At 47.2% G+C, this 21,979-nt stretch carries 21 protein-coding genes; 11 read left to right on the top strand and 10 right to left on the bottom strand.

The window, feature by feature from the left end; genetic code table 11:
- Positions 1-66 precede the first annotated feature (66 nt).
- A complete protein-coding gene (locus tag ACNI29_RS01435) occupies positions 67-960 on the top strand; it encodes a selenium metabolism-associated LysR family transcriptional regulator (RefSeq protein WP_419780423.1) in 894 nt (297 codons plus the stop codon).
- A 199-nt stretch (positions 961-1,159) separates the two neighbouring features.
- On the opposite strand, the gene ACNI29_RS01430 is transcribed toward ACNI29_RS01435, so the two are convergent.
- Genes ACNI29_RS01430 through mqnE form a run of 3 tightly spaced genes read right to left on the bottom strand, consistent with a single transcriptional unit; the run spans position 1,160 to position 4,169 of the window.
- Positions 1,160-1,984, bottom strand: a complete 825-nt coding sequence (locus tag ACNI29_RS01430; RefSeq protein WP_419780422.1) for a menaquinone biosynthesis protein — start codon at positions 1,982-1,984, stop codon at positions 1,160-1,162.
- Entirely contained in the window at positions 1,977-3,074 is a 1,098-nt protein-coding gene (gene mqnC, locus ACNI29_RS01425; RefSeq protein WP_419780421.1) for a cyclic dehypoxanthinyl futalosine synthase, read from the bottom strand. Before mqnC ends, ACNI29_RS01430 begins: the two co-directional genes overlap by 8 nt.
- A 6-nt stretch (positions 3,075-3,080) precedes the next feature.
- Positions 3,081-4,169 carry an aminofutalosine synthase MqnE gene (gene mqnE, locus ACNI29_RS01420; protein WP_419780420.1) on the bottom strand — a complete coding sequence of 363 codons (1,089 nt, stop codon included), beginning with the start codon at positions 4,167-4,169 and terminating at the stop codon, positions 3,081-3,083.
- Positions 4,170-4,260: 91 nt separating this feature from the next.
- Between mqnE and ACNI29_RS01415 the strand changes: the two genes are divergently transcribed.
- On the top strand, positions 4,261-5,109 hold the full coding sequence (locus ACNI29_RS01415) for a 1,4-dihydroxy-6-naphtoate synthase (RefSeq protein ID WP_419780419.1): 849 nt from the start codon (positions 4,261-4,263) through the stop codon (positions 5,107-5,109).
- 253 nt (positions 5,110-5,362) lie between these two features.
- Here ACNI29_RS01415 and ACNI29_RS01410 read toward each other — a convergent pair whose 3' ends face one another.
- From ACNI29_RS01410 to ACNI29_RS01395, 4 genes are all read right to left on the bottom strand, one after another.
- A complete protein-coding gene (locus ACNI29_RS01410) occupies positions 5,363-6,250 on the bottom strand; it encodes a DMT family transporter (protein ID WP_419780418.1) in 888 nt (295 codons plus the stop codon).
- A gap of 174 nt (positions 6,251-6,424) precedes the next feature.
- Positions 6,425-6,682: a hypothetical protein gene (locus ACNI29_RS01405; protein ID WP_419780417.1), complete on the bottom strand. Its 258-nt coding sequence runs from the start codon at positions 6,680-6,682 to the stop codon at positions 6,425-6,427.
- Positions 6,683-6,776: 94 nt separating this feature from the next.
- Positions 6,777-7,292, bottom strand: coding sequence for a ribosome biogenesis factor YjgA (gene yjgA / locus ACNI29_RS01400; protein ID WP_419780416.1), 516 nt, complete (start codon positions 7,290-7,292; stop codon positions 6,777-6,779).
- Between the two features lie 350 nt (positions 7,293-7,642).
- On the bottom strand, positions 7,643-8,524 hold the full coding sequence (locus ACNI29_RS01395) for a DMT family transporter (RefSeq protein ID WP_419780415.1): 882 nt from the start codon (positions 8,522-8,524) through the stop codon (positions 7,643-7,645).
- A 649-nt stretch (positions 8,525-9,173) separates the two neighbouring features.
- Here ACNI29_RS01395 and ACNI29_RS01390 point away from each other — a divergent pair.
- The 6 genes from ACNI29_RS01390 to ACNI29_RS01365 all read left to right on the top strand — a co-directional run bounded on the left by ACNI29_RS01390 (position 9,174) and on the right by ACNI29_RS01365 (position 16,665).
- The gene (locus tag ACNI29_RS01390) at positions 9,174-9,656 is read left to right on the top strand and encodes an Lrp/AsnC family transcriptional regulator (RefSeq protein ID WP_419780414.1); all 483 of its coding nucleotides are present in this window, start codon (positions 9,174-9,176) and stop codon (positions 9,654-9,656) included.
- Between the two features lie 136 nt (positions 9,657-9,792).
- Positions 9,793-12,813, top strand: a complete 3,021-nt coding sequence (locus ACNI29_RS01385) for a proline dehydrogenase family protein (RefSeq protein ID WP_419780413.1) — start codon at positions 9,793-9,795, stop codon at positions 12,811-12,813.
- A 135-nt stretch (positions 12,814-12,948) separates the two neighbouring features.
- Entirely contained in the window at positions 12,949-14,064 is a 1,116-nt protein-coding gene (locus tag ACNI29_RS01380; protein ID WP_419780412.1) for an ABC transporter permease, read from the top strand.
- Entirely contained in the window at positions 14,065-14,862 is a 798-nt protein-coding gene (locus tag ACNI29_RS01375; RefSeq protein WP_419780411.1) for an ABC transporter ATP-binding protein, read from the top strand.
- Complete coding sequence (locus ACNI29_RS01370) at positions 14,859-16,007, top strand: MlaD family protein (protein WP_419780410.1); 1,149 nt, start codon at positions 14,859-14,861, stop codon at positions 16,005-16,007. Before ACNI29_RS01375 ends, ACNI29_RS01370 begins: the two co-directional genes overlap by 4 nt.
- Before the next feature lies 1 nt (position 16,008).
- Entirely contained in the window at positions 16,009-16,665 is a 657-nt protein-coding gene (locus ACNI29_RS01365) for an ABC-type transport auxiliary lipoprotein family protein (RefSeq protein WP_419780409.1), read from the top strand.
- Positions 16,666-16,667: 2 nt separating this feature from the next.
- Here the strand turns inward: ACNI29_RS01365 and ACNI29_RS01360 are convergent, their stop codons facing one another.
- Positions 16,668-17,822: a sensor domain-containing diguanylate cyclase gene (locus tag ACNI29_RS01360; protein WP_419780408.1), complete on the bottom strand. Its 1,155-nt coding sequence runs from the start codon at positions 17,820-17,822 to the stop codon at positions 16,668-16,670.
- A gap of 188 nt (positions 17,823-18,010) precedes the next feature.
- Here ACNI29_RS01360 and ACNI29_RS01355 point away from each other — a divergent pair, with 188 nt between their 5' ends.
- The 3 genes from ACNI29_RS01355 to ACNI29_RS01345 all read left to right on the top strand — a co-directional run bounded on the left by ACNI29_RS01355 (position 18,011) and on the right by ACNI29_RS01345 (position 20,626).
- Positions 18,011-18,613 (top strand): DUF445 domain-containing protein, encoded by a 603-nt coding sequence (locus ACNI29_RS01355; protein WP_419780407.1) that lies wholly within the window; start codon positions 18,011-18,013, stop codon positions 18,611-18,613.
- Positions 18,614-18,809: 196 nt separating this feature from the next.
- Positions 18,810-19,781: a tetratricopeptide repeat protein gene (locus ACNI29_RS01350; protein WP_419780406.1), complete on the top strand. Its 972-nt coding sequence runs from the start codon at positions 18,810-18,812 to the stop codon at positions 19,779-19,781.
- Positions 19,778-20,626 carry a hypothetical protein gene (locus ACNI29_RS01345; protein ID WP_419780405.1) on the top strand — a complete coding sequence of 283 codons (849 nt, stop codon included), beginning with the start codon at positions 19,778-19,780 and terminating at the stop codon, positions 20,624-20,626. The genes ACNI29_RS01350 and ACNI29_RS01345 overlap by 4 nt, the downstream gene beginning before the upstream one ends.
- A gap of 194 nt (positions 20,627-20,820) precedes the next feature.
- Here the strand turns inward: ACNI29_RS01345 and rpe are convergent, their stop codons facing one another.
- Both rpe and ahbA read right to left on the bottom strand, forming a co-directional pair.
- Positions 20,821-21,492 (bottom strand): ribulose-phosphate 3-epimerase, encoded by a 672-nt coding sequence (rpe, locus tag ACNI29_RS01340; protein WP_419780404.1) that lies wholly within the window; start codon positions 21,490-21,492, stop codon positions 20,821-20,823.
- The gene (gene ahbA / locus ACNI29_RS01335; protein WP_419780403.1) at positions 21,492-21,956 is read right to left on the bottom strand and encodes a siroheme decarboxylase subunit alpha; all 465 of its coding nucleotides are present in this window, start codon (positions 21,954-21,956) and stop codon (positions 21,492-21,494) included. Before ahbA ends, rpe begins: the two co-directional genes overlap by 1 nt.
- Positions 21,957-21,979: the final 23 nt, after the last annotated feature.

Here is a 21,979-nt window from a genome sequence, read left to right as displayed (position 1 = left end):
GGCGGAATACTTTCCGCCCCTTTTTTTATAATTATACATATAGATATTTTCGATACGAGAGATTAAATGGACTTACGTCGACTTGAAGCATTCTGTAAAGTTTATGAGCTGAAAAGTTTTTCCAAAGCAGGCAAAGACCTTTTTCTTTCCCAGCCCACTATCAGTGCCCACATTTCAACCCTTGAAGAAGAGCTTGGGGTTCATCTGTTTGATCGATTGGGTCGTTCCATCATGGCGACCCAAGCTGGGGAAGTGCTTTACCGTAATGCAAAGGATATTTACAACCTGATCGGTAAGGCTGAGAATGAGATCAACATCCTTCGTGATAAAGTCGTAGGTGATCTTGAAATCGGTGGCAGTACCATTCCTTCTCATTACCTGCTTCCGGATCTGCTTTATAACTATTGTAAAAAATACCCTGACGTCAGTGTTCATCTTTCGGTTGGTGATACATCCGAGATTCTGGAGAAAGTTCGTTCAGGTGAGCTTATTCTCGGCGTTGTTGGTGCGACTTCAGATGTACCCAATATTGAGTTTGTCCCTATTATGCGCGATGAACTGGTGATTGTCGCTCCTCCGGTGCTCGTGCGTAACTACGACGGTATTGATGATATTCAGCATCTGGCTGAGTTGCCTTGGGTTATGCGCGAAGGTGGTTCCGGTACTCGGAAGGCGCTTGAAGCTGGTCTCTCTGAAATGGGAACCAGTGTGCGCGAGTTGAACGTTACAGTTTGGGTTGAGTCTACTCAGGCTGTCGTGCAGTGCGTTAAAGCCGGTCTTGGTGTTAGCGTAACTTCTAGGTTGGCAGCACAGTCACTGATCGATTCCGGTGAGCTGGTACACATCAAAGACCTGCCCCTTAATCTCGAAAGAAGCTTTTACCTTGCACACCTTCAGGGCCGTGAGTTCTTCCCTGCAGTTCGCTATTTCATCGAGCATGTAAAGCAACTTGCAGGATAGCCTTCGGCGACCCTGACGTTGGTCTATAATGGTTAAATAATTCCAAACTTTTCTGTAAGGTTCGCATGTAGCTTACCCACATTTTTTTACAAAAAAGCCTGCAATATCTTGAAAGATATTGCAGGCTTTTTTTTTGCTCAGCTATTTAATGCGTAGCAGCGAAACCTTAATTAGGGTTTCTCTGGTTCCGGTGAAAGACCTAAATCTCAATAAACTCCAGATCAGGAATATGGGTGATCTGACCGGTCTTGAGCAGATACTTAGCGAAAACTTTCAAGCCTTCAATTTCTTTGCTATCCAGATTGTAAACGAGACCGTCATAGTATGAACGGCTCTCATCGAGATTAAGCATGGTCTTGTCTGCGGTCATCTCACATATCTTTTCGATATTTTCCTGCCCCCATTGCTTTGCTCTTATCAGATCGCGAACTGCCTGTTTTACATCTTCACGATGGGCAACATCACGGCGTACAGTCCAGATTCCGAAAATGAAAGGCAACCCGGTCCATCTGATCCATTCTTCTCCTAGGTCGAAGATGTAAGGATAGTCCCTATGCTTGCGCAGATTCAACGCTTCATCACCAATACAGAGGATTGCTTCAGGCTGTTCCCCGGCTTCTAGTCGCTCAGTAGCGTTTCCGGTTTCGTAGGTCGCGCCTAGCGGAATGTATTCAGTAAGCAGGATTTTCAGCAGTGCCGCTGATGTATGGGTCTGGGCACTGACAAGAACTTTGCAGCCTTTAAGTTGCTCAAGCGGCTTGCGGCTGATCATGATCACGGATTGCACCGGGCCACGGCTGCCGATAGCCAGATCGGGCAGCAGCATGTACTGCTCGGAATGGCGCAGGTACTCAATGCTGGAGTTGGATGCAATATGCATCAAGCCTTCAGACATCATTTTGTTCAGCTGCGCCGGAGGGCCGTAAACGAATTCAAAATCATTTGGAATCAACCCGACTTCAAGCGGATGATAAATGGGCAGGACGTTCAAATACGAAATACGCCCGACTTTTACCTTATCCATTAGCTTTCTCCGCCAGAGTATAGTCCATAAGCCTCTGTTTGGGGACGAAGCCAGCTTTCTTGATCAGGTTATGAATCTCTGCCTCGGAAAGTCTGAAGCTAACACCAGCAGCTTTTACGACGTTTTCCTCAATCATGGTCGAACCGAAATCGTTACCGCCATAAAAAAGAGCCAGCTGGGAAATCTTCGGACCCATGGTTACCCATGAAACCTGCACGTTATCGAAGTTGTCGAGGACGATGCGCGAAACTGCGAGCATGCGCAGGTATTCAACGCTGGTCATCTTGCGGGCATCGGGGATGTTTGTGTGATCCGGTTGGAAGGTCCAGGGTATGAAAGCGGTGAAGCCGCCTGTGCGGTCCTGAACTTCGCGCAGAGCAAAAAGGTGCTTGATGCGGTCAATGGGCTGTTCTTCGTGACCGAACATCATTGTCGCAGTGGTGCGCAGGCCGAGATTGTGGGCAGTCTCCATGACTTCAAGCCACTTGGCAGTGTTGCATTTTTTAGGTGCAATATGGCTGCGAACTTCATCCACAAGAATTTCAGCACCACCACCGGGGATGGAAGCCAGCCCGGCATCAATCAGCCGTTCAAGGACTTCTTTGATGGAAATTCCATTCAGTTCACTCCAGTAAACAACTTCCGGCGGGGAAAAAGCATGGATGTGGACCGGGTAATTATCTTTGATGAAGCGCAGCATGTCTTCGTAAAAAGAAAGAGGCAGGTCAGGATGGTGTCCGCCCTGCATAAGAATCTGGGTTCCACCAAGATCAATGGTTTCCTGAATCTTCTGGCCCAGCTCCTCTCGGCTGATTACGAACCCGCCATCTTTACCGGGAGCCACGAAAAATGCGCAGAAACGGCAGCCGCAATCACAGATGTTGGAATAGTTGATGTTGCGGTCGACAACGTAGGTAACATTCGGCTCAGGGTGTTTTTGCATCCTGATGGAATGGGCAAGGCTACCCAGATCAAAAAGATCGGCTTTTTCCATTAGGGTAACGGCATCATCAAAATTTATGCGTTCTCCGGCTTCAACTTTCGCGCCGATTTCAAGAACTTCAGCAGGGCTTTGAGTAAGATTATTCATTATAAATTAAACCTCATTAAAAGCAGCATCGCGTTCAACGGGTCTGAAACCGCAACCGATGATCATTTCTTCCAGCTCAGTACGGCTGAGACCTTGTTCGGACTTTGCTCCGGCCATGTGTCCGATTTTTTCTTCGACCACGGTTCCGTCGAAATCATCAGCTCCAAAGTGGAGAGCTGTCTGGGCCTGTTTAACTCCGAGCATCACCCAGTAGGATTTGATGTGCGGGATGTTGTCGAGCATTAGTCGGCAGACGGCCATGTTGCGTAGTTCGTCAACACCGGTCAGTGGGTTTTCGACTTTGAGTCTGCTGTTTTCGGTCAGGAAGGGCAGGGGAATCAAGCAGTTGAATCCGCCTGAAATATCTTGCTGGCGGCGCAACTGGTCAAGATGGTCGACACGATCTGCGTATGATTCAACATGTCCGTAGAGCATGGTGCAATTTGTTGTGTAGCCCAACTCGTGAGCTTCACCGTGGATGCGCAGCCATTCTTTGCCGGGAAGTTTTTCCGGGCAGATCTTGGCGCGCACTTCCGGATTGAAAATTTCTGCACCGCCTCCGGTCAGCATTTCTGATCCGGCGCTTTTTAAGCGTTCGAGAACTTCGATGGTGGAGATACCTTCAAAAGAGGCAATGTGAGCGATTTCCACAGCAGTAAAGGATTTGATTACTGCCTGCGGAAGAAGTTTTTTAATTTCAACGAAGGTCTCTTCGAAAAAAGAAAGAGGAATATCGTGATGGCAACCACCTACCACATGAACCTCGCGGGGCGGAATCGGTGCATTTTCAAGCTTTTCAAGAATATCTTCTTTGCTGAGCTTGAAGGAACCTTTTTCTTCCGGTTTGCGGGCATAGGCGCAGAACAGGCAACCGTTTACACAGATGTTTGTGTAGTTGATGTGGCGGTTGATGACGTAAAAAGTTTTGTCGCCGTGCAGCTGGCGTCTGCGGATGGAAGCGAGCGCGCCGAGCGCGTTAAGGTCAGGACAGTTGTAAAGTGTAAGCCCGTCCTCGGTGGAAATTCGTTCCTCTGCAAGTACCTTGTCGAGGATGGAGCCGAGTCCGGCATTTTGGAAGTAATTTTTTGAGATCATTTATATTCACCTTTGTTCAGCCGTAAATAAAAGTCGCTTCCAGCCATGTCAACACTGGATTTCCGGCTCTTAAAAATATAAACCATTGTGCATGAGCAAAATATTGAAATTGGGCTATTCGCCCTGTCCGAATGATACATTTATTTTTCATGCCCTCGCCAGCGGGGCCGTAAGCATAGACCCTTTCAAACTGGACGTCACCCTCGCTGATGTGGAAGAACTTAATTCCATGGCCTGTGCTGGGCAGATGGATATTTGCAAGGTTTCCGTCCATGCAGCCGCGCATATAATGGATGATTACATCCTGCTGCGTGCCGGGGGTGCCATGGGTCGCGGGGTAGGGCCTTTGCTGCTCACCGGAGCACCTTGCACCATAGGTGACCTCGATGGCAAGCGTATTGCCATTCCCGGACGTAACACTACTGCGAATTTATTGTTCAGCCTGATGTGTCGTGAGGCCGGAATCAATGTCGAGCTGCTAGAAATGGTTTTTGATCAGGTTATGCCTGCTATTAAAAATGGTGAAGTGGATGCCGGGGTTGTTATCCACGAAGGACGTTTCACCTATGAAGAGCTTGGTCTTTCCAGACTCGCCGATCTGGGCCAGTGGTGGGAGGATTTTTCCGGATTGCCCATCCCCCTCGGTTCCATCGCCATCAAGCGCTCTCTCGGCACAGAAACAGCAGCCATGGTTAACGCAGCTATTCGTAAATCCATGACTCTTTCCTATATAGATGAAGAAGCCGCATGGCCCTACATTAAAAAGCATGCTCAGGAAATGGATGATGATGTCATTCATCAACATATCAAGACTTTCGTGACCGATTATTCTGATGATGTCGGCGAGGAAGGTGAGCAGGCCGTTTCAAGGCTGTTGCAGGAAGCTGCCCGAATGGACGGCATCAAATTGCCTGCAAAGGATATTTTTATTGAAATATAGATGGTTCCGGCGGCCCTGTGTGGAGTCTACCGACGGTCCCTGGCCGGGGGCCAGAGAAACTTTTTATTAAGGCATCGCCGCTTTGTTTTAAAAGTTGTGCAAAATAAAATCGCAATAGCTTTTTGGGCTATTGCGATTTTATTTTTGAAAGTCGGTTTTAAAAGCTAAATGGGAAGCTTATCGAAAAGTTTTGGGTTTTTTAAATCCTTTTGTAAAAGGGGTAAGGAATCCGGAAGGGCCGTCGGAGACATTCTTAACCGCTCTTTTTGTCCTGACTCAGGATAACTCCGCCCATGACCAGTGCTGCAGCCACGAACTGCATTGAGGTGAATGTTTCGTCGAGGATCAGCCAGCCGAGGAAGAGTGTAAAGACCGGGATCAGGTTTACGTATGCGGTGGTTTGGTTGGCCGGGAGTTTGGACATACCGAAGTTGTATAGCCCGTATGCACCGATGGTGATGCAGATACCTAGATAGATGATGCTGCCTGCTGCCAGCGGATCGAAAACGGTGGGCATGTTTGTGGAAGGCAGGGCGAGCAGCGGCAGATAGAAAATAGCACCCATGAATGCCTGAAAAGCGGTCAGGAACAGGGTGGAGTAGTGCGCGGTCATTTTCTTGAGCACAGTCATGTACCCGACAGCACAGCACATTGCCAAAAATTCTAAAAAATTTCCTAGAATGGGGTTTGGAGCGCTTTCTGATGATTCGGAAGATAAGGAAAGCCAGACGCCACCGCAGACAGCCAATGCGAATCCGGTCAGGGTCCGGCGGCTCAGTTCTTCATTCAGTATGAACCGTGCAGCTACAGCCATGAGCAACGGTAGGGTTGCGCAGATCATCCCCGCCTGTGAAGCCGAAGTCATGGTCAGGGCCTGACTTTCGAAAACGAAGTACATGCATGGTTCGCAGAAAGCCATGAAGACCAGCCATTTTAAGTCTCCTGCGCGGATTGGCTGTTTCTTGAAATTGGGAATGAAGAACAAAAAGCAGAGTGATGCCAGCATCATCCTGCCAAAGATCACAAAGGTCGGATCATAAACGGCCATGGCTATTTTAAGCGCAATGAATGAGCTGGACCAGAGTAGTACCGCAGTGAGCAGGGCAAAGACCGCAATTGATTGAGACTTAAGAAAAGACATGTAAGTCCTCACGGGAAAAGATTTCAGATTTTTGGAACCCTGAAATAGAAGCTGTGATTTACTTTGTCAATGTAATGTATGACTGCTGTGAAACGCAGTACAGGTGTTTTAAAGCAAGAATCCCCGCAGGCCGGAGCTTGCGGGGATTTTGATTACTGTGATTAGGGCAGATTATTATCTGGTCCATGCAAGGAGGTTAAACGGAGTGTATTTGTTATCGGGGTTTTCCGCATAGCGGCAGCCGAGGTTGGAATCGTCACGTTTGTTGACAATGTCGCAGTCGGACCCAACGTAATGCGGGCATTCATTGTTGTTACATACAACGATAACTCCCCAGCCTGATTCCGGCGGTGCGATCCAAGGGCTGAGTTCTTCGCCGCAATGCGGGCAGGTCCTTTCTTCCAGTTCAACACCACTATAAGTATAAGTCACGGTATCTCTCCTTGATTGTTTTCATTGGAATGTGAGTGTGAATTAATTCACAACACAAGTAAAGTAAGAATGTTCTTCGTAGAGTCAAGCCCGTTTATTCAGATAATTCACGTAAGGTCTTGAATAAGGCTCGTGCGGATTTTGGAGGCTTGGATTTGTCTTTCTCTTTTCTGGCATTGCGGGCTAATTGGGAAATGCGCTGGCGGTCGGCCTGCGGGTGTTTTTCCAGAATTTCATCGAGTACGGAAAAGTCTCCTTCAACCAGCCTGTCGCGCCATTGTTCAAGGCTGTGAAATTTCAGATTGTCGGCCCTGTTGCCGGTTTCGATATCTTCCAGAAAGTCAATAAGAGGCTGAGGATCAACATCGCGTATGAGTTTACCGATGTACTGGACTTTGCGGCGTTTGGCTTCATGGGATTTGATAGCCATGGCATCCAGCACTTCTTCAATAAAGTAATCCGGCAGCCCGCATTTTTTGACCAGCTCAGGTCCTAAGGTCATGAGTTTCTCGGCCAGTTTCTGCAATGCGATCATATCGCGTTTTTTTTGCGATCTACTGGGACCGGAATATTCCTCTTCTTCATTATATAAATCATCTGAGTCGTACATATTTTATGCCTCCGGCAGCCCCTTCGGAGACCAAAGAAACTTTTTTATTGCGCCCCTTCAGGGATGGTGTTTTTGAATCACCGGTCAAATCCGCTTTCCTGTGGATTTGTGAAAAAGTTTCTCTGGACTCGTCAAAAACTTTAATCGGGGTTTTGCCGAGTTGTTTGGTGAATTGTTTAAATTTAAGTAATCCCTAAAATCAATACGGCGTTTTCGATAGATAAGCTCGATTAAAAACTAATAAAAGTTTTTGGAATTCTTAAACCCTTTTTCCAAAAATGGTTTAAGCTCCCGGAGGGATCGCCGTTAGGCCCGCCGGGGGCAAATCTTCCATGTTTTTTAAAACAAGTCTAGTTGCGGTTGGTCAGCCAAACCCCGAAGATGGTCAGTGCTCCTCCGGTAATCAGGAAGAGGTCCACTGGTTCGCCGAGCATAATTGCACCGAGCGCGACAGCGGTTACCGGGACAAGGTTGATGAAAATTCCGGTTTTAGATGGGCCGATTTCTTGTATAGCTTCGAAATACCAGCTGAAACCAAGGCTTGTGCCGAGCAGGGCCAGATAAATTATGCAGGTGTAATCAACGAATGATGCATTGATTATCTCAGAGAGCAGTCCGTTGAAAATGGCCGGGATGAGAAGCATGATGGAACCGAACAGACAGGACCAGAATACTGTCTCGATGGGATTTATCCTTTTCATGACCGGTTTTGCAGCCAAAGAATACGCAGCCCAGCTTATTACGCAGCCGATGATGCATAAATCTCCGTAACTCGTCCCCTCTGTAATTATGGATATGGGGTTACCGTGTCCGATAATGGTGCTGACCCCTGTCAGGGCCAGTATGAACCCGGCGGTTTTCCATAAATTGAATTTTTCCTTGAAAATCAATGCCGACCCCAGAGCAATGAAAGTAGGCGTCGCTGCGATGATAAGGGCAGCGCGCCCTGCTGTTACGGTCTGCAGTCCGTTGAAAAAAAGAATATTGTACATGAAAACCCCGGTCAGCCCGAGGAATGCTAGCGGGAGAATATCTTCTCTGCTGCAGCTTGGCTTTTTACCTGTGGATCGGCAGGCAATGAAAAACATGAAAATTGTCGCAAAGAAAAAGCGAAGGAAAGCGGCAGAGTATGGAGTCATGTCTCCGGCCAGAATGCGACCGGCGATCCAGGTGCCGCCCCAGAAGATTACAGAGCCGATGAGTTTTAGGTAAAGCATTGCTGGTGCTGACATGTTGTTTCCTGTTCATGTAGTGAATTGATAATATACAGAGTCGGGCAATGTTTACGACTATTGGTCTTTGGCGTCAAATGGGAACGCTATTAGAACAATATTCGGATTCCGAATATTCAACTCAGTTGTTCTTTATTGCGAATTCAAGATTATCAGAGAGATTTAATTGATGTTTACAGCGAAAAAGATGTTTCGAATTGAGGAATCCGAAGAATGTTCTGTTTGCTTGATTTGTTCTGTGATATTGCGTATTATGCGAACTTAATTCGTTAAGCTCCATTTAAACACAAGCCTCTATTCAACTCTTGCATTACATATTTTGCACTTCCTAGCCGGTCTTCTGTATTGTTTGGTTTCAGCCTATCTGTATTATATTGTTGTACTCTCTTGTTCTTTGAGGTTGTTTACTACAAAAATGTATGCAGCATAATGCTTTGTGATAATTTTGACTGATTGATTGATCAATGAGGTTGTGTTCTAAGTGCATGTTTTGGTGTGCAGTAGTTGAAAATTCGGGTATTATGGGAGATGTGCAGAAATAAATTCTTTTACTTGGCTGTTTTGCTTAACTTTTGATGTTTATATGCGCGTCGTAAGGTGATTTCTTCTTGACAAAACCTTTAAAATTGAATTTTATTCTAAAAAACAGATGAACAAAAGAAAAATTGACGAAACTGATCGTAGAATTCTGACAATACTTCAGAATAGTGGCCGGGTTTCCAATGCAGACATCGCAAGAAAAGTCGGTATGGCTCCTTCAGCAGTACTGGAGCGTGTCCGTAAACTGGAACGCAAAGGGGTGCTTACCGGATATGAAGCCATTGTTGATCCCAAAGCCGTCGGGCGTTCCCTTACCGCCTTTATCTTTGTGAACGTGAATGAAGGTGTGGGAGCCACCTCAACGGGTGATGAGCTTTCCCGTGTTCCGGGGGTTCTGGAAGTGCATTACTGCGCAGGGCGGGACAGTTATCTTATCAAGGTTCGTTGCGAGGATACTGACGGACTGGCCATCATGCTGGGGCAGATCGGAAGAATCGAGACCGTCAGAGACACCAACTCAACCATCGTATTGAACACCATCAAGGAGTCTCGGGCAATACCTCTCGAAGAGGATGAAGATTACGAAACATAGCAGACTGCAAAATCTCCTGCGTACAGGCTCGGCAGTGTGGGCCTGTGATTTCCTGCGAAGTCGGGTTCGGAGTGATTTTTATCGGTCTGCAAAGATGATTTTGAAGAACCATTAAAAATCTCAAGGAGAATCAGGTATGAATGTAGAAATCTCCACTTTGGATGACAAAGTAATCGCACGCGGAAAACAGTTTTTTGATTCCATATCCGGCGAAGCACCTTCAGTCTTCAATAAGGGCTGGTGGACAGGTAAGGTTATGGACTGGTCCATGAAAAACGAAGATTTCAAGGTCCAGATGTTCCGTTTTGTTGATGTTCTGCCATACCTGAACACCTCTGAATCCCTTTCAAGGCATATCGAAGAATATTTTGCAGGTGAAGACAGCAATATTCCTGATGTTCTTAAATGGGGTGCCACAAAAACAGGTTTCGGCGGCGGTCTCGTTGCCAAGGTGCTCAACAAGACCATCCGTACCAATATTGAAGGCATGGCCCGCCAGTTCATTATCGGGCAGAAATCCAAGGAAGCGGTTAAGGGCATTCGTAAGCTGCGTAAGGACGGATTCGCCTTCGTTCTTGACCTGCTTGGTGAGGCTACCGTTTCCCATGAAGAAGCAGCAGCATACCGTGATGGTTATCTTGAAGTCCTTGATGCAATTGAAAAGGAATATAAGAAATGGGACGCTCTTGATGCTTCAGGTGATCTTGACTGGGGACACGCTCCTAAGATCAACGTAGCGGTCAAGCCTTCCGCATTCTACTCCCAGTCCAAGCCTGTAGATCTCGAAGGTACTGTACAGGGCATGATGGACGCCATTGAGCCTGTCTATAAGAAAATTATGGGTATGGGCGGCTTCATGTGCATTGATATGGAAGCTCTCAAGTACAAAGAACCTACCGTTGAAATGTTCAAGCGTTTCCGGAAAAAATATCCTGATTACCCCCATCTCGGAATCGTCTTTCAGGCCTACCTGCGCAGCGTCGATGATGATGTTTCCGGTCTTCTCGGTTGGGCGCGCGAAGAAAATCTGCCTATTTCCATCCGTCTGGTAAAAGGTGCTTACTGGGATTATGAAACCGTACTTGCCAAGCAGAATGACTGGCCTGTCCCGGTTTGGACCCATAAGCCTGAATCAGATATGGCTTTTGAGCGTGTGTCCAAGATGATTCTTGAAAACCACGATATCTGCCACTATGCCTGTGCATCTCACAATATTCGCTCCATTTCTTCTGTGATGGAAGTTGCCAACGAACTTAATGTTCCTGACGAAAAATATGAATTTCAGGTTCTTTACGGCATGGCTGAGCCGGTACGTAAGGGACTGCGCAATGTTGCCAAGCGCGTACGTCTGTACTGCCCTTACGGTGACTTGATTCCGGGTATGGCCTATCTCGTTCGCCGACTGCTGGAAAACACCGCCAACGAATCTTTCCTCAAACAGACTTTTGCTGATGAAGCTGATGTCAGCCGTCTGCTGGAAAATCCGGAAATAACCCTCAAGCGTGAACTCGAAAATAAGCCGCCCAAGAAGGATGCAGAGCTTCCCGAAGGCCAGTTGCCCAAGTTCATCAACTATCCGCCTGCCGATTTTACTGTCAAAGAAGAACGTGACGGTTTTCCGGCTTCCATGGCTAAAATCAGACAGGATTTCGGTAAGCGTTACCCGCTTTACATAGGTGGTCAGGAAGTTGTCACTGACGACACTCTTGATTCCTATAACCCGGCAGATCCTTCCGAGATCATCGGTTCTGTTTGTCAGGCCGGGACTGCTGAAGTTGACACTGCAGTTGCTTCCGCCAAGGATGCATATCAGCAGTGGCGAGATGTTGAGCCTAAAGACCGAGCCCAGTATCTGCTCAAGGCTTCCCAGTACCTGAAAGATAACATGTATGACCTCTGCGCTCTGCAGGTTCTCGAAGTAGGTAAGCAGTGGGATCAGGCACAGGCTGATGTTGCCGAGGCCATTGATTTTCTCGAATACTACGCCCGCGAAATGATCCGCCTCGGTGATCCCAGACGCATGGGTAACGCACCGGGTGAATACGCACAGTATTTTTATCAGGGCAAAGGCGTCGCTGCAGTTATCGCTCCCTGGAACTTCCCGCTGGCGATTAGCGTGGGTATGGTTTCTGCAGCAATTGTTGCCGGTTGTCCGGTTGTTTACAAACCCGCAGGAATTTCATCCGCAGTTGGCTACGGCCTTGTAGAAATGTTCAAGGCTGCCGGACTGCCTGAAGGCGTCTTTAACTACTGCCCCGGTCGCGGCTCTGTAATGGGTGACCACCTTGTCGACCATCCCGATGTTTCGGTCATCGCTTTCACCGGATCAATGGAAGTCGGCCTGCGTATCCAGGAACGAGCCGCCAAGGTTCAGCCCGGTCAGCAGCAATGCAAGAAGGTTATCGCTGAAATGGGTGGCAAGAACGGTATCATCATTGATGATGACGCCGACCTCGATGAAGCAGTACTTGGTGTGCTTTACGCAGCTTTCGGTTTTCAGGGTCAGAAATGCTCGGCTTGTTCCCGCGCAATTGTCCTTGATTCCATCTATGACCGCTTCATCCACCGTTTGAAGGAAGCAGCAGCATCCATCAAGCTTGGACCAGCTGAAGATCCTACTAATTACATGGGACCGGTTGTCGATAAGGCAGCCCAGAAGAACGTGCTTGAGTACTGCAAAATTGCTGAAGAAGAGGGCAGTGTGGTTATCAAGCATGAAGCCCCTGCCGAGTACCGCGATAAGGGGTGCTATACCCCGCTGCTGGTTGTGGACGGCATCACCAAGGAAGACCGCATTGCTCAGGAAGAAGTCTTTGGACCTGTCCTTTCTATCATGCGCGCCAAGGACTTCGACGAAGCTCTGGACATTGCCAACTCCACAAAGTTCGCTCTTACTGGTGCGGTTTACTCCAGAAGTCCCAAGCATCTTGAAAGGGCCTCCCGCGAATTCCGTGTCGGTAACCTTTACTTGAACAAGCCCAGCGTAGGTGCTTTGGTTGAACGCCACGCATTCGGCGGATTCAAGATGTCCGGCGTAGGCTCCAAGGCCGGTGGTCCCGACTACCTGCTGCAGTTCATGGACCCGCGTCTGGTCTGCGAAAACACTATGCGTCGCGGCTTCGCTCCCATCTCCGAAGATGATGATTGGGTAGCATAGCTATCAAAAGATTAGATTAAAATTAAGGCCGTCATACCCAATGGGTGTGACGGCCTTTGTTTTGTGGATTTCATGCTTTCCATTCTTGGGCGCACCTGCTAATTATTTCAATATATCAATGTAAAAGAGTAAATCATGGCAGCAGGTAAAATTAAATTTCATAAATCGGGGCCGACTATGACCGTTTCCGGGCATCTTGATGCCGAGGGAGCAGGTAAAGTCTGGGAGGTTGCGCGGTCTGCGGTGTCTTCCGGTTGTGCGACTGTGGATTGTTCCGGGGTGGACTATCTTGACGGTGGCGGTGCTTCCCTGTTTATGATGATGAAAGTTGTCTGCCGGGATCAGGGTAAGAATTTGGAAGTTAAGGGATTAAGTCCCGAGTTTGCAGGCTTTCTAGATTTGTTTGACATGGAAAAAGCCGCGCCTCCTAAAAAGAAATCAGCAGGAGAAGGCGGCATCCGGGGCTGGATAACCTCGGTTGGGATTTCCGGTCAGGCCGTGGCTGCTGATATGCGCGAGCAGATTGAGTTTACCGGCAATTGTGTTATTGCTTCGCTCAGTACCGCAACTTTTAAAAATAAATTACGCTGGCCTGATTTCTGGCTGACCTGTGAAAAGGTCGGCGCAGACGGTCTACCTATTATTCTGCTGATCGGTTTCTTGATGGGGCTGATCATGTCTTTCCAGTCCGCAGTATCCCTGATGCGCTTCGGGGCGGAGATATTTGTTCCCAATATGCTCGGTCTGGTTATGTTTCGCGAGCTTGGCCCAATGGTTACCGCAATTCTGCTGGCGGGGCGTACCGGCTCAGCATTTGCCGCCGAGATAGGAACCATGAAAGTCAACGAGGAACTGGACGCCCTGAATACTATGGGGCTTAATCCGGTCAGCTTTCTGGTCCTGCCCAGAGTTCTGGCGACTGTCTGCATGACACCTTTGCTGACTCTTTTTTTCAATTTCATGAGCCTTGTGGGCGGTGCTTTGGTTATGCTTTCCATGGGCTACCCTTTATCTACATTTACCGGACGGGTGTTCGAAAATGTGCACTGGATGGACTTTTCCGGTGGTATGCTCAAAGCTGTGGTTTTCAGCTTTCTTGTGGCCGGGATAGGCTGCCAGCGAGGGCTGGTGACCAAATCAGGAGCCAGTGCGGTCGGGGATTCCACAACCAGTGCCGTGGTCAGCGGGATCATTCTCATTGCGGTTTTTGACGGTCTTTTTGCGGTGATCTTTTTTCTGGCGGGGATTTAAATGGCCCATACGGCGGAAAATATAATTAAAGTGCGCGACCTGACCTGCGCTTATGGTGATTCCGTAATCATCGACAACATTTCTTTTGATGTCAGTCTGGGGGAAATTTTCGTCATTCTGGGTGGGTCCGGTTGCGGTAAAAGTACTGTGCTTAAGCATATGATCGGGCTTTATCCTCCGGCTACAGGACAGATTTATATTGATGGAGACGATATCGGTTCCGCATATGGGGCAAAGCGTCTTGATATTTTGCAGCGTATCGGTGTCATGTATCAGATGGGGGCCTTGTTCGGCTCCATGACTTTGCTGGAGAATGTGCGTTTGCCGTTGGAGGAATTTACTTCCATGCCCCGCGAAGCTATGGATTATACGGCGCGCATGAAGCTTTCCCTTGTCGGACTGGAAGCTTCTGCAGATAAGATGCCTTCGGAGTTGTCCGGTGGTATGTTGAAAAGGGGAGCAATCGCACGGGCCATGGCACTTGATCCCAAGATTTTATTTCTGGATGAGCCGTCAGCAGGACTTGACCCGATTACCTCGGCTGAGCTTGATGAGCTTATTCGCAGTCTTTCCCGCTCCTTGGGAGTGACTTTTGTGATTGTAACCCATGAGTTACAGTCTATTTTTTCCATCGCGGACCGGGTAATCATGCTTGATAAAAACACCCGGGGCATAATTGCCGAAGGTGATCCGCGAATATTGCGTGATGAATCTGAACATCCGTTGGTGCGTAGGTTTTTTCACCGTGAAGTAGAAGGTAAAACCACGGAACAACCGTTGGTTACGGAGAATATATGAGCCGGAAAATAAATCCGTTCAGACTGGGACTTTTTATAATTATCGGTACGCTGCTCTTTGTGGCGGTTCTGGCAATCCTTGGCGCGGGGAAAATTTTTGAGCATAGCGTCAAGATGGAAACCTATCTTAATGAGTCTGTGAACGGCCTTGAAGTGGGATCACCGATTAAATTCAGGGGCGTTAAAATCGGTTCAGTTGCAAGCATTGAGTTTGTTACGGATCATTATGTGGATATTGATCAGAGCGCGTTGCGTTATGTTTATATCCTCGGTGATCTGAATCATTCTATGTTTGAAACAAAGGAAGGTAAGGATATAACCCACTCCCTTCGTAAGGAAGTTCAGCGGGGATTACGTGCACGTCCGGTCTCACTGGGGTTGACCGGGCAGCTTTTCCTTGAAATTGACTATGTTGATCCGGCAAAGAATCCACCTCTTAAAATAACATGGAAGCCCAAATACTTATACGTGCCTTCAGCACCCTCCATGATGAGTAAGGTGGAAAGTGCGGTGGCCTCTATCAGTGATACTTTGGAAGATATTAACAAAGCCAATATTGCCGATGCAATTGAGGACGTCCGTGTGGTGGCCCAGAATTTGAGTACTTTTCTTAAAAATGCCGATACCGGGGAGATCAGTAAACATCTGACCGGGACTCTTTCAGAAGCAGAAAAGTTCATCGCCCGCATCAATCAGCTGCTGGCTGATCCGCAGGTAGATAATCTTATGCCTGATGTTGCTGTTGCGGCCCGTAATTTACGAGTGGTCATGGAAAGTTCATCGGGTGATATTGTGGCTGCGATGAAGGATATCCGTGAAGCTTCAGCAAGCGCAAAGAATGTGACGGGCGGTATGGAGCAGTATCTTTCCGGTCCCGAAGGAAAACAGACTCTGGCTGACCTTTCTAAAACCCTTAATAATATAAGTGAAGCTTCCGACAGGATCAAAGGGGCGGCTTCGCGTTTTGAATCAACTCTGTCCCGCGTCAATATGACTGTGGCCGGGCAGCAGGGTAATATTGAGGCTATTCTCGATAACGTACGCAGGCTGATGGAAAATCTTAGAGAGCTGAGCAGCGAAGCAAGACAGTACCCTGCCGGGGTCCTGTTTGGTGATCCGCCCAAGAAAGGGGAAAGGGGAGAGTAATATGATGAAAACCAGTTCAAATAAAATGTATGGGCCAGTTCGTTTAACCATGCTGGTGCTGCTTTTAGTCTGTCTTTTAGGTGCATGCGTTAAGCTTGAGCGTCCTACTCTTGATCGCAAGTACTTCACTCTGGATGCAGTCCGTCCTGCAGCTGTAGAAAAAAAAGTACTTATCGATAAGAACCTGATTGTGCGCCGGGTGAAAATTTCTCCGCGTTACGAGGATCGCGATCTTGTCTATAAAATTGGCGCAAACGTTTTTGAATCTGATTACTACAACGCTTTTTTCGTGCCGCCGTCAGCGATGATTACTCAGGAATTGCGTGTCTGGATGGGGGATTCCGGGGTTTTTGCCAATGTGCTTGGCCCGGAAAGTATGGGAACCGGGGACTATCTGCTGGAAGGTCTGGTGAATTCCATTTATGGAGACTATTCCACGCCGGACCACAAGGCTGTGCTAAAGATGCAGTTTATACTTATCAATAATGGTGATCCTGATCTTCCTATTTTGTATTCTCAGGATTTCAGTCGCGAGATAAATATTAAGGGAGCTGGTCCGGAAGCTTTGGTACAAGCCTTTAACAAAGGACTTGAATCTATTTTTGTTGAGTTGGAAAAAGGTTTGGCTGAAGTCGTCCAGCAAAAGAAAGCAGAGTAGGTTTATTCGCAGGAAAAGTAGACCCTGTTCTTACCTTTTATCTTACAGCGGTACATGTTGTCGTCTGCACGTTTTATGGCCTTCTCAAGGCTTTCGTTGCGGGTGAATTCGGCAACACCGATACTGATGGTCTTGTGTACCGGGTTGCCCTGGTGGGGGCGGTATTCATGAGCTTCAAGTGTATTCCGGATGGACTCTGCTACTTGCATAGCCTGCTGCCCGTTTGTTTCGGGAAGGATAACCATAAATTCTTCTCCACCGTATCGGAAAGCCTTGTCTTTTTCCCGGATGGTTTCTTTTATGATTGTTCCAATTGATTGCAGAACAACATCTCCAGCAGCATGTCCGTATGTGTCGTTGAAAATTTTGAAATCATCTACATCCATGAGCAAAATACTCAGAGGAAGTCCGGTCTTCCGGCTCATGTGGATTTCTTTTTCGGCAACGTCCAGCATGTGACGGCGGTTATAAAGTCCGGTCAGCTGGTCAGTGATGCTCATGTATTTGAAGCGTTCCTCGCTCTCTTTCAGCTTTTGTTCTGCTCTTTTTCTTTCAGCGATTTCCTGTTCGAGTGCGTAATTCTTTTCATCGAGTTCATGAAGCAGGGTGGCAAGTTGTGCTGCGTTATCTTCCTGAAGTTCTTTTACTTCCATCAACTCTTCGATGAGCTCTTCGCGTCGTACTTCCGCTTCTTTTTCAGCTGTTACGTCATGAAGAATACAGATGCATTTTTCAGGGCAATTCTGGCCGGAAGCGATGGTGGCAACAGACATATCGACAAAATGGACATGACCATGTTTGTCGATAATCGAAAGGCTCTGCCCGTTTTTGCAGGTTGGCCCCTGAAACATATTTTGGAGGTAGTCCCGTCCGTCATTATCATAGTCAGGGGTAATCAGTGTATGCAGGGAATTGTTCAGTGATTCATCCGGTCCATATCCTGTTAAAATAGAAAATGCTTTATTGGAAAATAATATGCCGCCGTCCTTATCCAGAATAGTGATGGCGGAAGCGGCACACGCGAATAATTCCTTTAGCCGTGACTGATCACAGCCGGAATAAATTGAATCCAATGATTCTTCCAGACTTTTGTTTTTGTCCCTGAGTTCAGTCAATTCAGTATAAATTGATCGGGAAATACCTGAATTTTTCATCATAAAATTACCCTCGACTTTACTCCACCCCATTAGGGTGAAGACTGTACGTTGATATGAAAACTAATCAAGTCTTTTTTATGAAAAGTTGATCTATAGGGCTTAATCACTTGCGCTTTGTCTGAATTTAGACAAAGATGTGCGCGCACTTCTTTTGTGAGCAAATATATAAATTATTCAGGAAAAGTATAATGATAACAATGAAACTTCTTCTTTCGCCCGTCATCTGTGCTCTTATCGGCTGGTTTACAAATTTCCTTGCGGTGAAAATGCTATTTCACCCACATAAACCGATAAAGCTCGGGCCTTTTACTATTCAAGGTATTTTTCCTAAGCGTCAGAAAGAACTGGCTTTGCGTCTTGGTGAAATGATTGAGCGTGAACTTATTTCGCATACCGATATCAAAAAAGTCATAAATGATCCGGAATTTATCGATAAGCACAAAGAAGTTGTTCTGGAATATCTGGATGTCTTTTTTCGCGAAAAATTGACCACGCTGCATCCGATGGTTGGCATGTTTCTTAATGATGAAACTATGAAAACTGTAAAGGGTATGCTTTCGCAGGAACTCGATACCATGTTGCCTAAGCTTATCGAAACAACTTCTTCCCAGCTTGAGTGCTCACTTGATTTCAAATGCCTTGTTCAGGATAAAGTTGAATGTTTTTCCATGGAACAGCTCGAATCAATTCTTTTTGCCATCATGAAGAAAGAGTTCAAGTTCATCGAAATCATTGGTGGTGTACTCGGTTTCATCATCGGTTTGATTCAGGTTGGTATTTTTCTTCTGTAGAATTTTCTTTTGGAAATTGATTCTCTGGAGTTTGCAGTCCCGCCCCAATTTTTTTGGAGGCGGGACTTTTTTTGGGCGATGGATTCATAATATTTGAGAGTTCTTATTAAGAATTGTTTAGTTTCACCAATGAATCAATACTTGTGGTAAAGTCTAGGGAAATTGGGAGTCTGTTGTTACGCATTGGGAGGTTTGATTGCGTATAATTATTGCTTTTGCTCAGCTGTTTTGTTTGTTGTTCCTGTTTGGTTGCGCGCATCTTGCCGGACCATATTATTTAAACCACGGGGAGTTTGAGGACGGTCTTAAGGTTCTCGGCCAAGAACTCCGTGATAATCCGCAAGATGCTCTCGCCGCTTATTATCTTGGTCGCTATTATCTAGCCCTTGAGGAACCGGAGCTTGCTGTCGGACTGTTGAAGCAGGCTGCGAAGCTTGAACCTGATAATGCCGATTACCTTTTCTGGGTTGGTGTTGCCAACTGGGCGCTTGACGATTTTAAAGAGGAACAGCAAAGTTACCGGCTGGCTCTTTCTATTGATAAGGATAATGTTTCTGCAAAACTTTATCTGGCACATACTTATCTTGATGAAGGAAAGCTTGATCAAGCTCTTACTCTTTATGACAAAGTAATCCTGAGGGATAAATATAATCCGCAGGCTGTTTACAACCGGGCGGATATCCTGACCCGCCAGAGCAAGAATACTCAGGCAGTCAAGGAATGGAAAAAATTTTTGGAATATTACCCAGACGGTAGTTTGGCTGTGTGCGGAACAGATAAGCTGAACAGCCTTGGTGATTTTACTTACCGTAATTTTATTCTCGGCAAGCGTAATGTTACCTTGCGGACCCTTAAGTTCAAGTCTGGCAGCGCAAAGTCTGAGCTTGAGGGAAATCTTTCATTGCGGCTTCTTGCAGCCATCATGACGTCTGATATGGGTGCTGCTTTTCATATTGTCGCCTACTGCAAAGATAATCCCGAGCTTGCAAAGGAACGGGCTGCTAAAATAAAGAAACATATTCTTAATGCCCATCCCGGTATCGCATCCGAACGTCTTCCACTTAGCTGGTTCGGAGTGCCGGAGGTCATAAAGCGCGGTGGCAAGATTTATAAACTGGATGACTCCATCCGTTTTATCACGGTCCTCAAACAGGAAAAGGCGTCATGAAAAATATCTCAAAATTTTTAAGCTGCTTCTGTTTTCTGAGTACATGCATTCTTGCTGTTTCCTTTAATTCGTTTGCAGCAGATCAGGATACAAAGTCCTATTTTTCAAACCCGGCAGAAGCTGATGCTGCGGCTGCCAGAGCTTACTTAAGAGCTGTCTCTGAGTCTAAAAAGGCTGGTATTGAGCTTGCCGTAATTGAGGAGGAAATTAAATCAGCCAAGAAAGAAGTGCGTAACGCAGCCAGTTCACTTGCCGCTGCTAGACGTGGTGGGTCCGAGGACGGCGTTAATGAGGCAACAAGCCGTTTGCGGTCAGTTCGCGATGAACTGAATGAGATAGAAATCCGTGCTTCAAAAGCAGTGGTGTCGGTGACAGCAGTAAAGAAATCTACAATTTCATCCATGCGCAGTCAGCGTATGGGATGGAGTGAGATTGCTCGTGAATTGGGAGCCACCAAAGATTCCCTTTCGCCGAGAAGTCTTGGAAACATGAATTCACGGCAAGAAAGGACTGGTGTGATGTCCTATAGTAGAGGATCTGTACATGGCAACAGATCCGGAACTATTCGTGATTTGAAAGGCGGGGTGTCAAGAGTCTCTGGCGTAATCGGCGCCATAGGTGATAAGGCTATAGGGCTCAGCCGTATTTCATCAAAAGCCCGCAGTAGCGTTAAAGCAGGCTCTACGGTTGCCATTGAAGGACGTGGGAATCTGATCACGGTGCACGTCGGTAGCTCAAATTTTGAGGTCAAGGGTACACCTACTTCGATTCAAGGAAATGGTGTCTTTTCAGAGACAAATGGCGGGATTTCCCAATCAAAGACTGGAGATGTTTCTATCCGTTGAATAGCCAGTAAAGATTGAAATATAAAATAAACCAAGACATAAAAATCCCGCAACATCTTTTGATATTGCGGGATTTTTTTCTGAGTAGTCATTAAACCAAAGCGGCGAAGCCCTAATAAAAGTTTTTTGGAGAGTCCAGAGAACTTTGTTTTCAAAAAAAGTTCTTTGGTCCCCGAAGAGCTGCCAGAGGCTTTCTAGTTACCGGCGCAGGTTTCCAAAAAGAGTTTATGGCGTTCTGCGTAGGGCGGATATTTGAAGAATGCGGAACCGGAGACAAGCACATCAGCACCTGCTTCAACCAGTTCGCGGCAGTTATCCATGGTTACTCCGCCATCAAGCTGGATAAGGGTATCAGCACCCATTTCGTCGATCATGTCACGCAGGTCGCGCACTTTCTGGGTGCAGAAGGGGATGTACTTCTGGCCGCCGAAACCGGGGTTAACGGACATGATCAGCACCATGTGCAGCTGCGGAATCAGGTACTTGATTGATTCCAGCGAGGTAGCCGGGTTCAGTGCGACTGCGGGCTTAACGCCCCGTTCCGCAATGGCAGCCACTGCACGTTCAAGGTGTACGGTGGATTCTGCGTGGATGCAGAGCAGGTCTGCACCGGCATCGCAGAATTCGTCAATGTATCGCTCGGGCTGCTCAATCATGAGATGGCAGTCGAAGAACAGGTTGCATTCCTTGCGCATGGATTTGATTACCGGAGGACCGAATGTGATGTTGGGTACGAATCTACCGTCCATAACATCAAGATGGGCCCACTTGAGGCCCGCTTCTTCCAACGCTTTCAGCTCATCTGCCAGACGGCTGAAATCGCAGGAAAGCAGTGACGGGGAAATGATGGTTTCCTTGGCTGCCATTATTTTTTCTCCTTGTCTTCCTTCATGTCAAAATCAACCTTGATTTTGAACATTTTGGTTGCGGGCAGGTAGAGAACGCGAACGCCGGTTTTCTCGGTGATTGCAGCGAGAGTGGCTTTGACGGTCTCTTTGTCCGGGCCAATGAAGGTAAACCAGATGTTGAAGTCGTTTTCACGCAGGTAGTTGTGGGTTACGCCGCTGTGGCGGTTAACCTCGGCTACGAATTCATCCATTTTTTCTTCAGGAACCTTTGCTGCGCAAAGGGTTGAGTGCCAGCCTAGTTCACGGGAACCGAAGTTCGCGCCCACACGGCGGATTACCCCGTCTTCACGCAGAGCATTTACGCGTGAGAGTGCTTCATCTTCGGATACGCCGACCATTTTTCCGATCTCCTCGTAAGGGCGGGAAGCAATGGGGAATCCGGACTGTATAATGCCGAGAATGTCTTTATCTACTGCGTCCATTCTTTATCCTTTGGAATTTTGAT

It is taken from the genome of Maridesulfovibrio spiralis (SeqCode) (genome assembly GCF_048571135.1).
Lineage (GTDB): Bacteria > Desulfobacterota > Desulfovibrionia > Desulfovibrionales > Desulfovibrionaceae > Maridesulfovibrio > Maridesulfovibrio spiralis.
Note: the sequence above shows the minus strand (reverse complement) of the source record. Positions and strands in the feature narration are given on the sequence as shown.

Excerpts from the sequence above, each read along its gene's own strand:
- ACNI29_RS01435 (WP_419780423.1), top strand. The coding sequence starts at position 67 with ATGGACTTACGTCGACTTGAAGCATTCTGTAAAGTTTATGAGCTGAAA.
- ACNI29_RS01430 (WP_419780422.1), bottom strand. The coding sequence starts at position 1,984 with ATGGATAAGGTAAAAGTCGGGCGTATTTCGTATTTGAACGTCCTGCCC.
- mqnC (WP_419780421.1), bottom strand. The coding sequence starts at position 3,074 with ATGAATAATCTTACTCAAAGCCCTGCTGAAGTTCTTGAAATCGGCGCG.
- mqnE (WP_419780420.1), bottom strand. The coding sequence starts at position 4,169 with ATGATCTCAAAAAATTACTTCCAAAATGCCGGACTCGGCTCCATCCTC.
- ACNI29_RS01415 (WP_419780419.1), top strand. The coding sequence starts at position 4,261 with ATGAGCAAAATATTGAAATTGGGCTATTCGCCCTGTCCGAATGATACA.
- ACNI29_RS01410 (WP_419780418.1), bottom strand. The coding sequence starts at position 6,250 with ATGTCTTTTCTTAAGTCTCAATCAATTGCGGTCTTTGCCCTGCTCACT.
- yjgA (WP_419780416.1), bottom strand. The coding sequence starts at position 7,292 with ATGTACGACTCAGATGATTTATATAATGAAGAAGAGGAATATTCCGGT.
- ACNI29_RS01395 (WP_419780415.1), bottom strand. The coding sequence starts at position 8,524 with ATGTCAGCACCAGCAATGCTTTACCTAAAACTCATCGGCTCTGTAATC.
- ACNI29_RS01390 (WP_419780414.1), top strand. The coding sequence starts at position 9,174 with ATGAACAAAAGAAAAATTGACGAAACTGATCGTAGAATTCTGACAATA.
- ACNI29_RS01385 (WP_419780413.1), top strand. The coding sequence starts at position 9,793 with ATGAATGTAGAAATCTCCACTTTGGATGACAAAGTAATCGCACGCGGA.
- ACNI29_RS01380 (WP_419780412.1), top strand. The coding sequence starts at position 12,949 with ATGGCAGCAGGTAAAATTAAATTTCATAAATCGGGGCCGACTATGACC.
- ACNI29_RS01375 (WP_419780411.1), top strand. The coding sequence starts at position 14,065 with ATGGCCCATACGGCGGAAAATATAATTAAAGTGCGCGACCTGACCTGC.
- ACNI29_RS01370 (WP_419780410.1), top strand. The coding sequence starts at position 14,859 with ATGAGCCGGAAAATAAATCCGTTCAGACTGGGACTTTTTATAATTATC.
- ACNI29_RS01365 (WP_419780409.1), top strand. The coding sequence starts at position 16,009 with ATGATGAAAACCAGTTCAAATAAAATGTATGGGCCAGTTCGTTTAACC.
- ACNI29_RS01360 (WP_419780408.1), bottom strand. The coding sequence starts at position 17,822 with ATGATGAAAAATTCAGGTATTTCCCGATCAATTTATACTGAATTGACT.
- ACNI29_RS01355 (WP_419780407.1), top strand. The coding sequence starts at position 18,011 with ATGATAACAATGAAACTTCTTCTTTCGCCCGTCATCTGTGCTCTTATC.
- ACNI29_RS01345 (WP_419780405.1), top strand. The coding sequence starts at position 19,778 with ATGAAAAATATCTCAAAATTTTTAAGCTGCTTCTGTTTTCTGAGTACA.
- rpe (WP_419780404.1), bottom strand. The coding sequence starts at position 21,492 with ATGGCAGCCAAGGAAACCATCATTTCCCCGTCACTGCTTTCCTGCGAT.
- ahbA (WP_419780403.1), bottom strand. The coding sequence starts at position 21,956 with ATGGACGCAGTAGATAAAGACATTCTCGGCATTATACAGTCCGGATTC.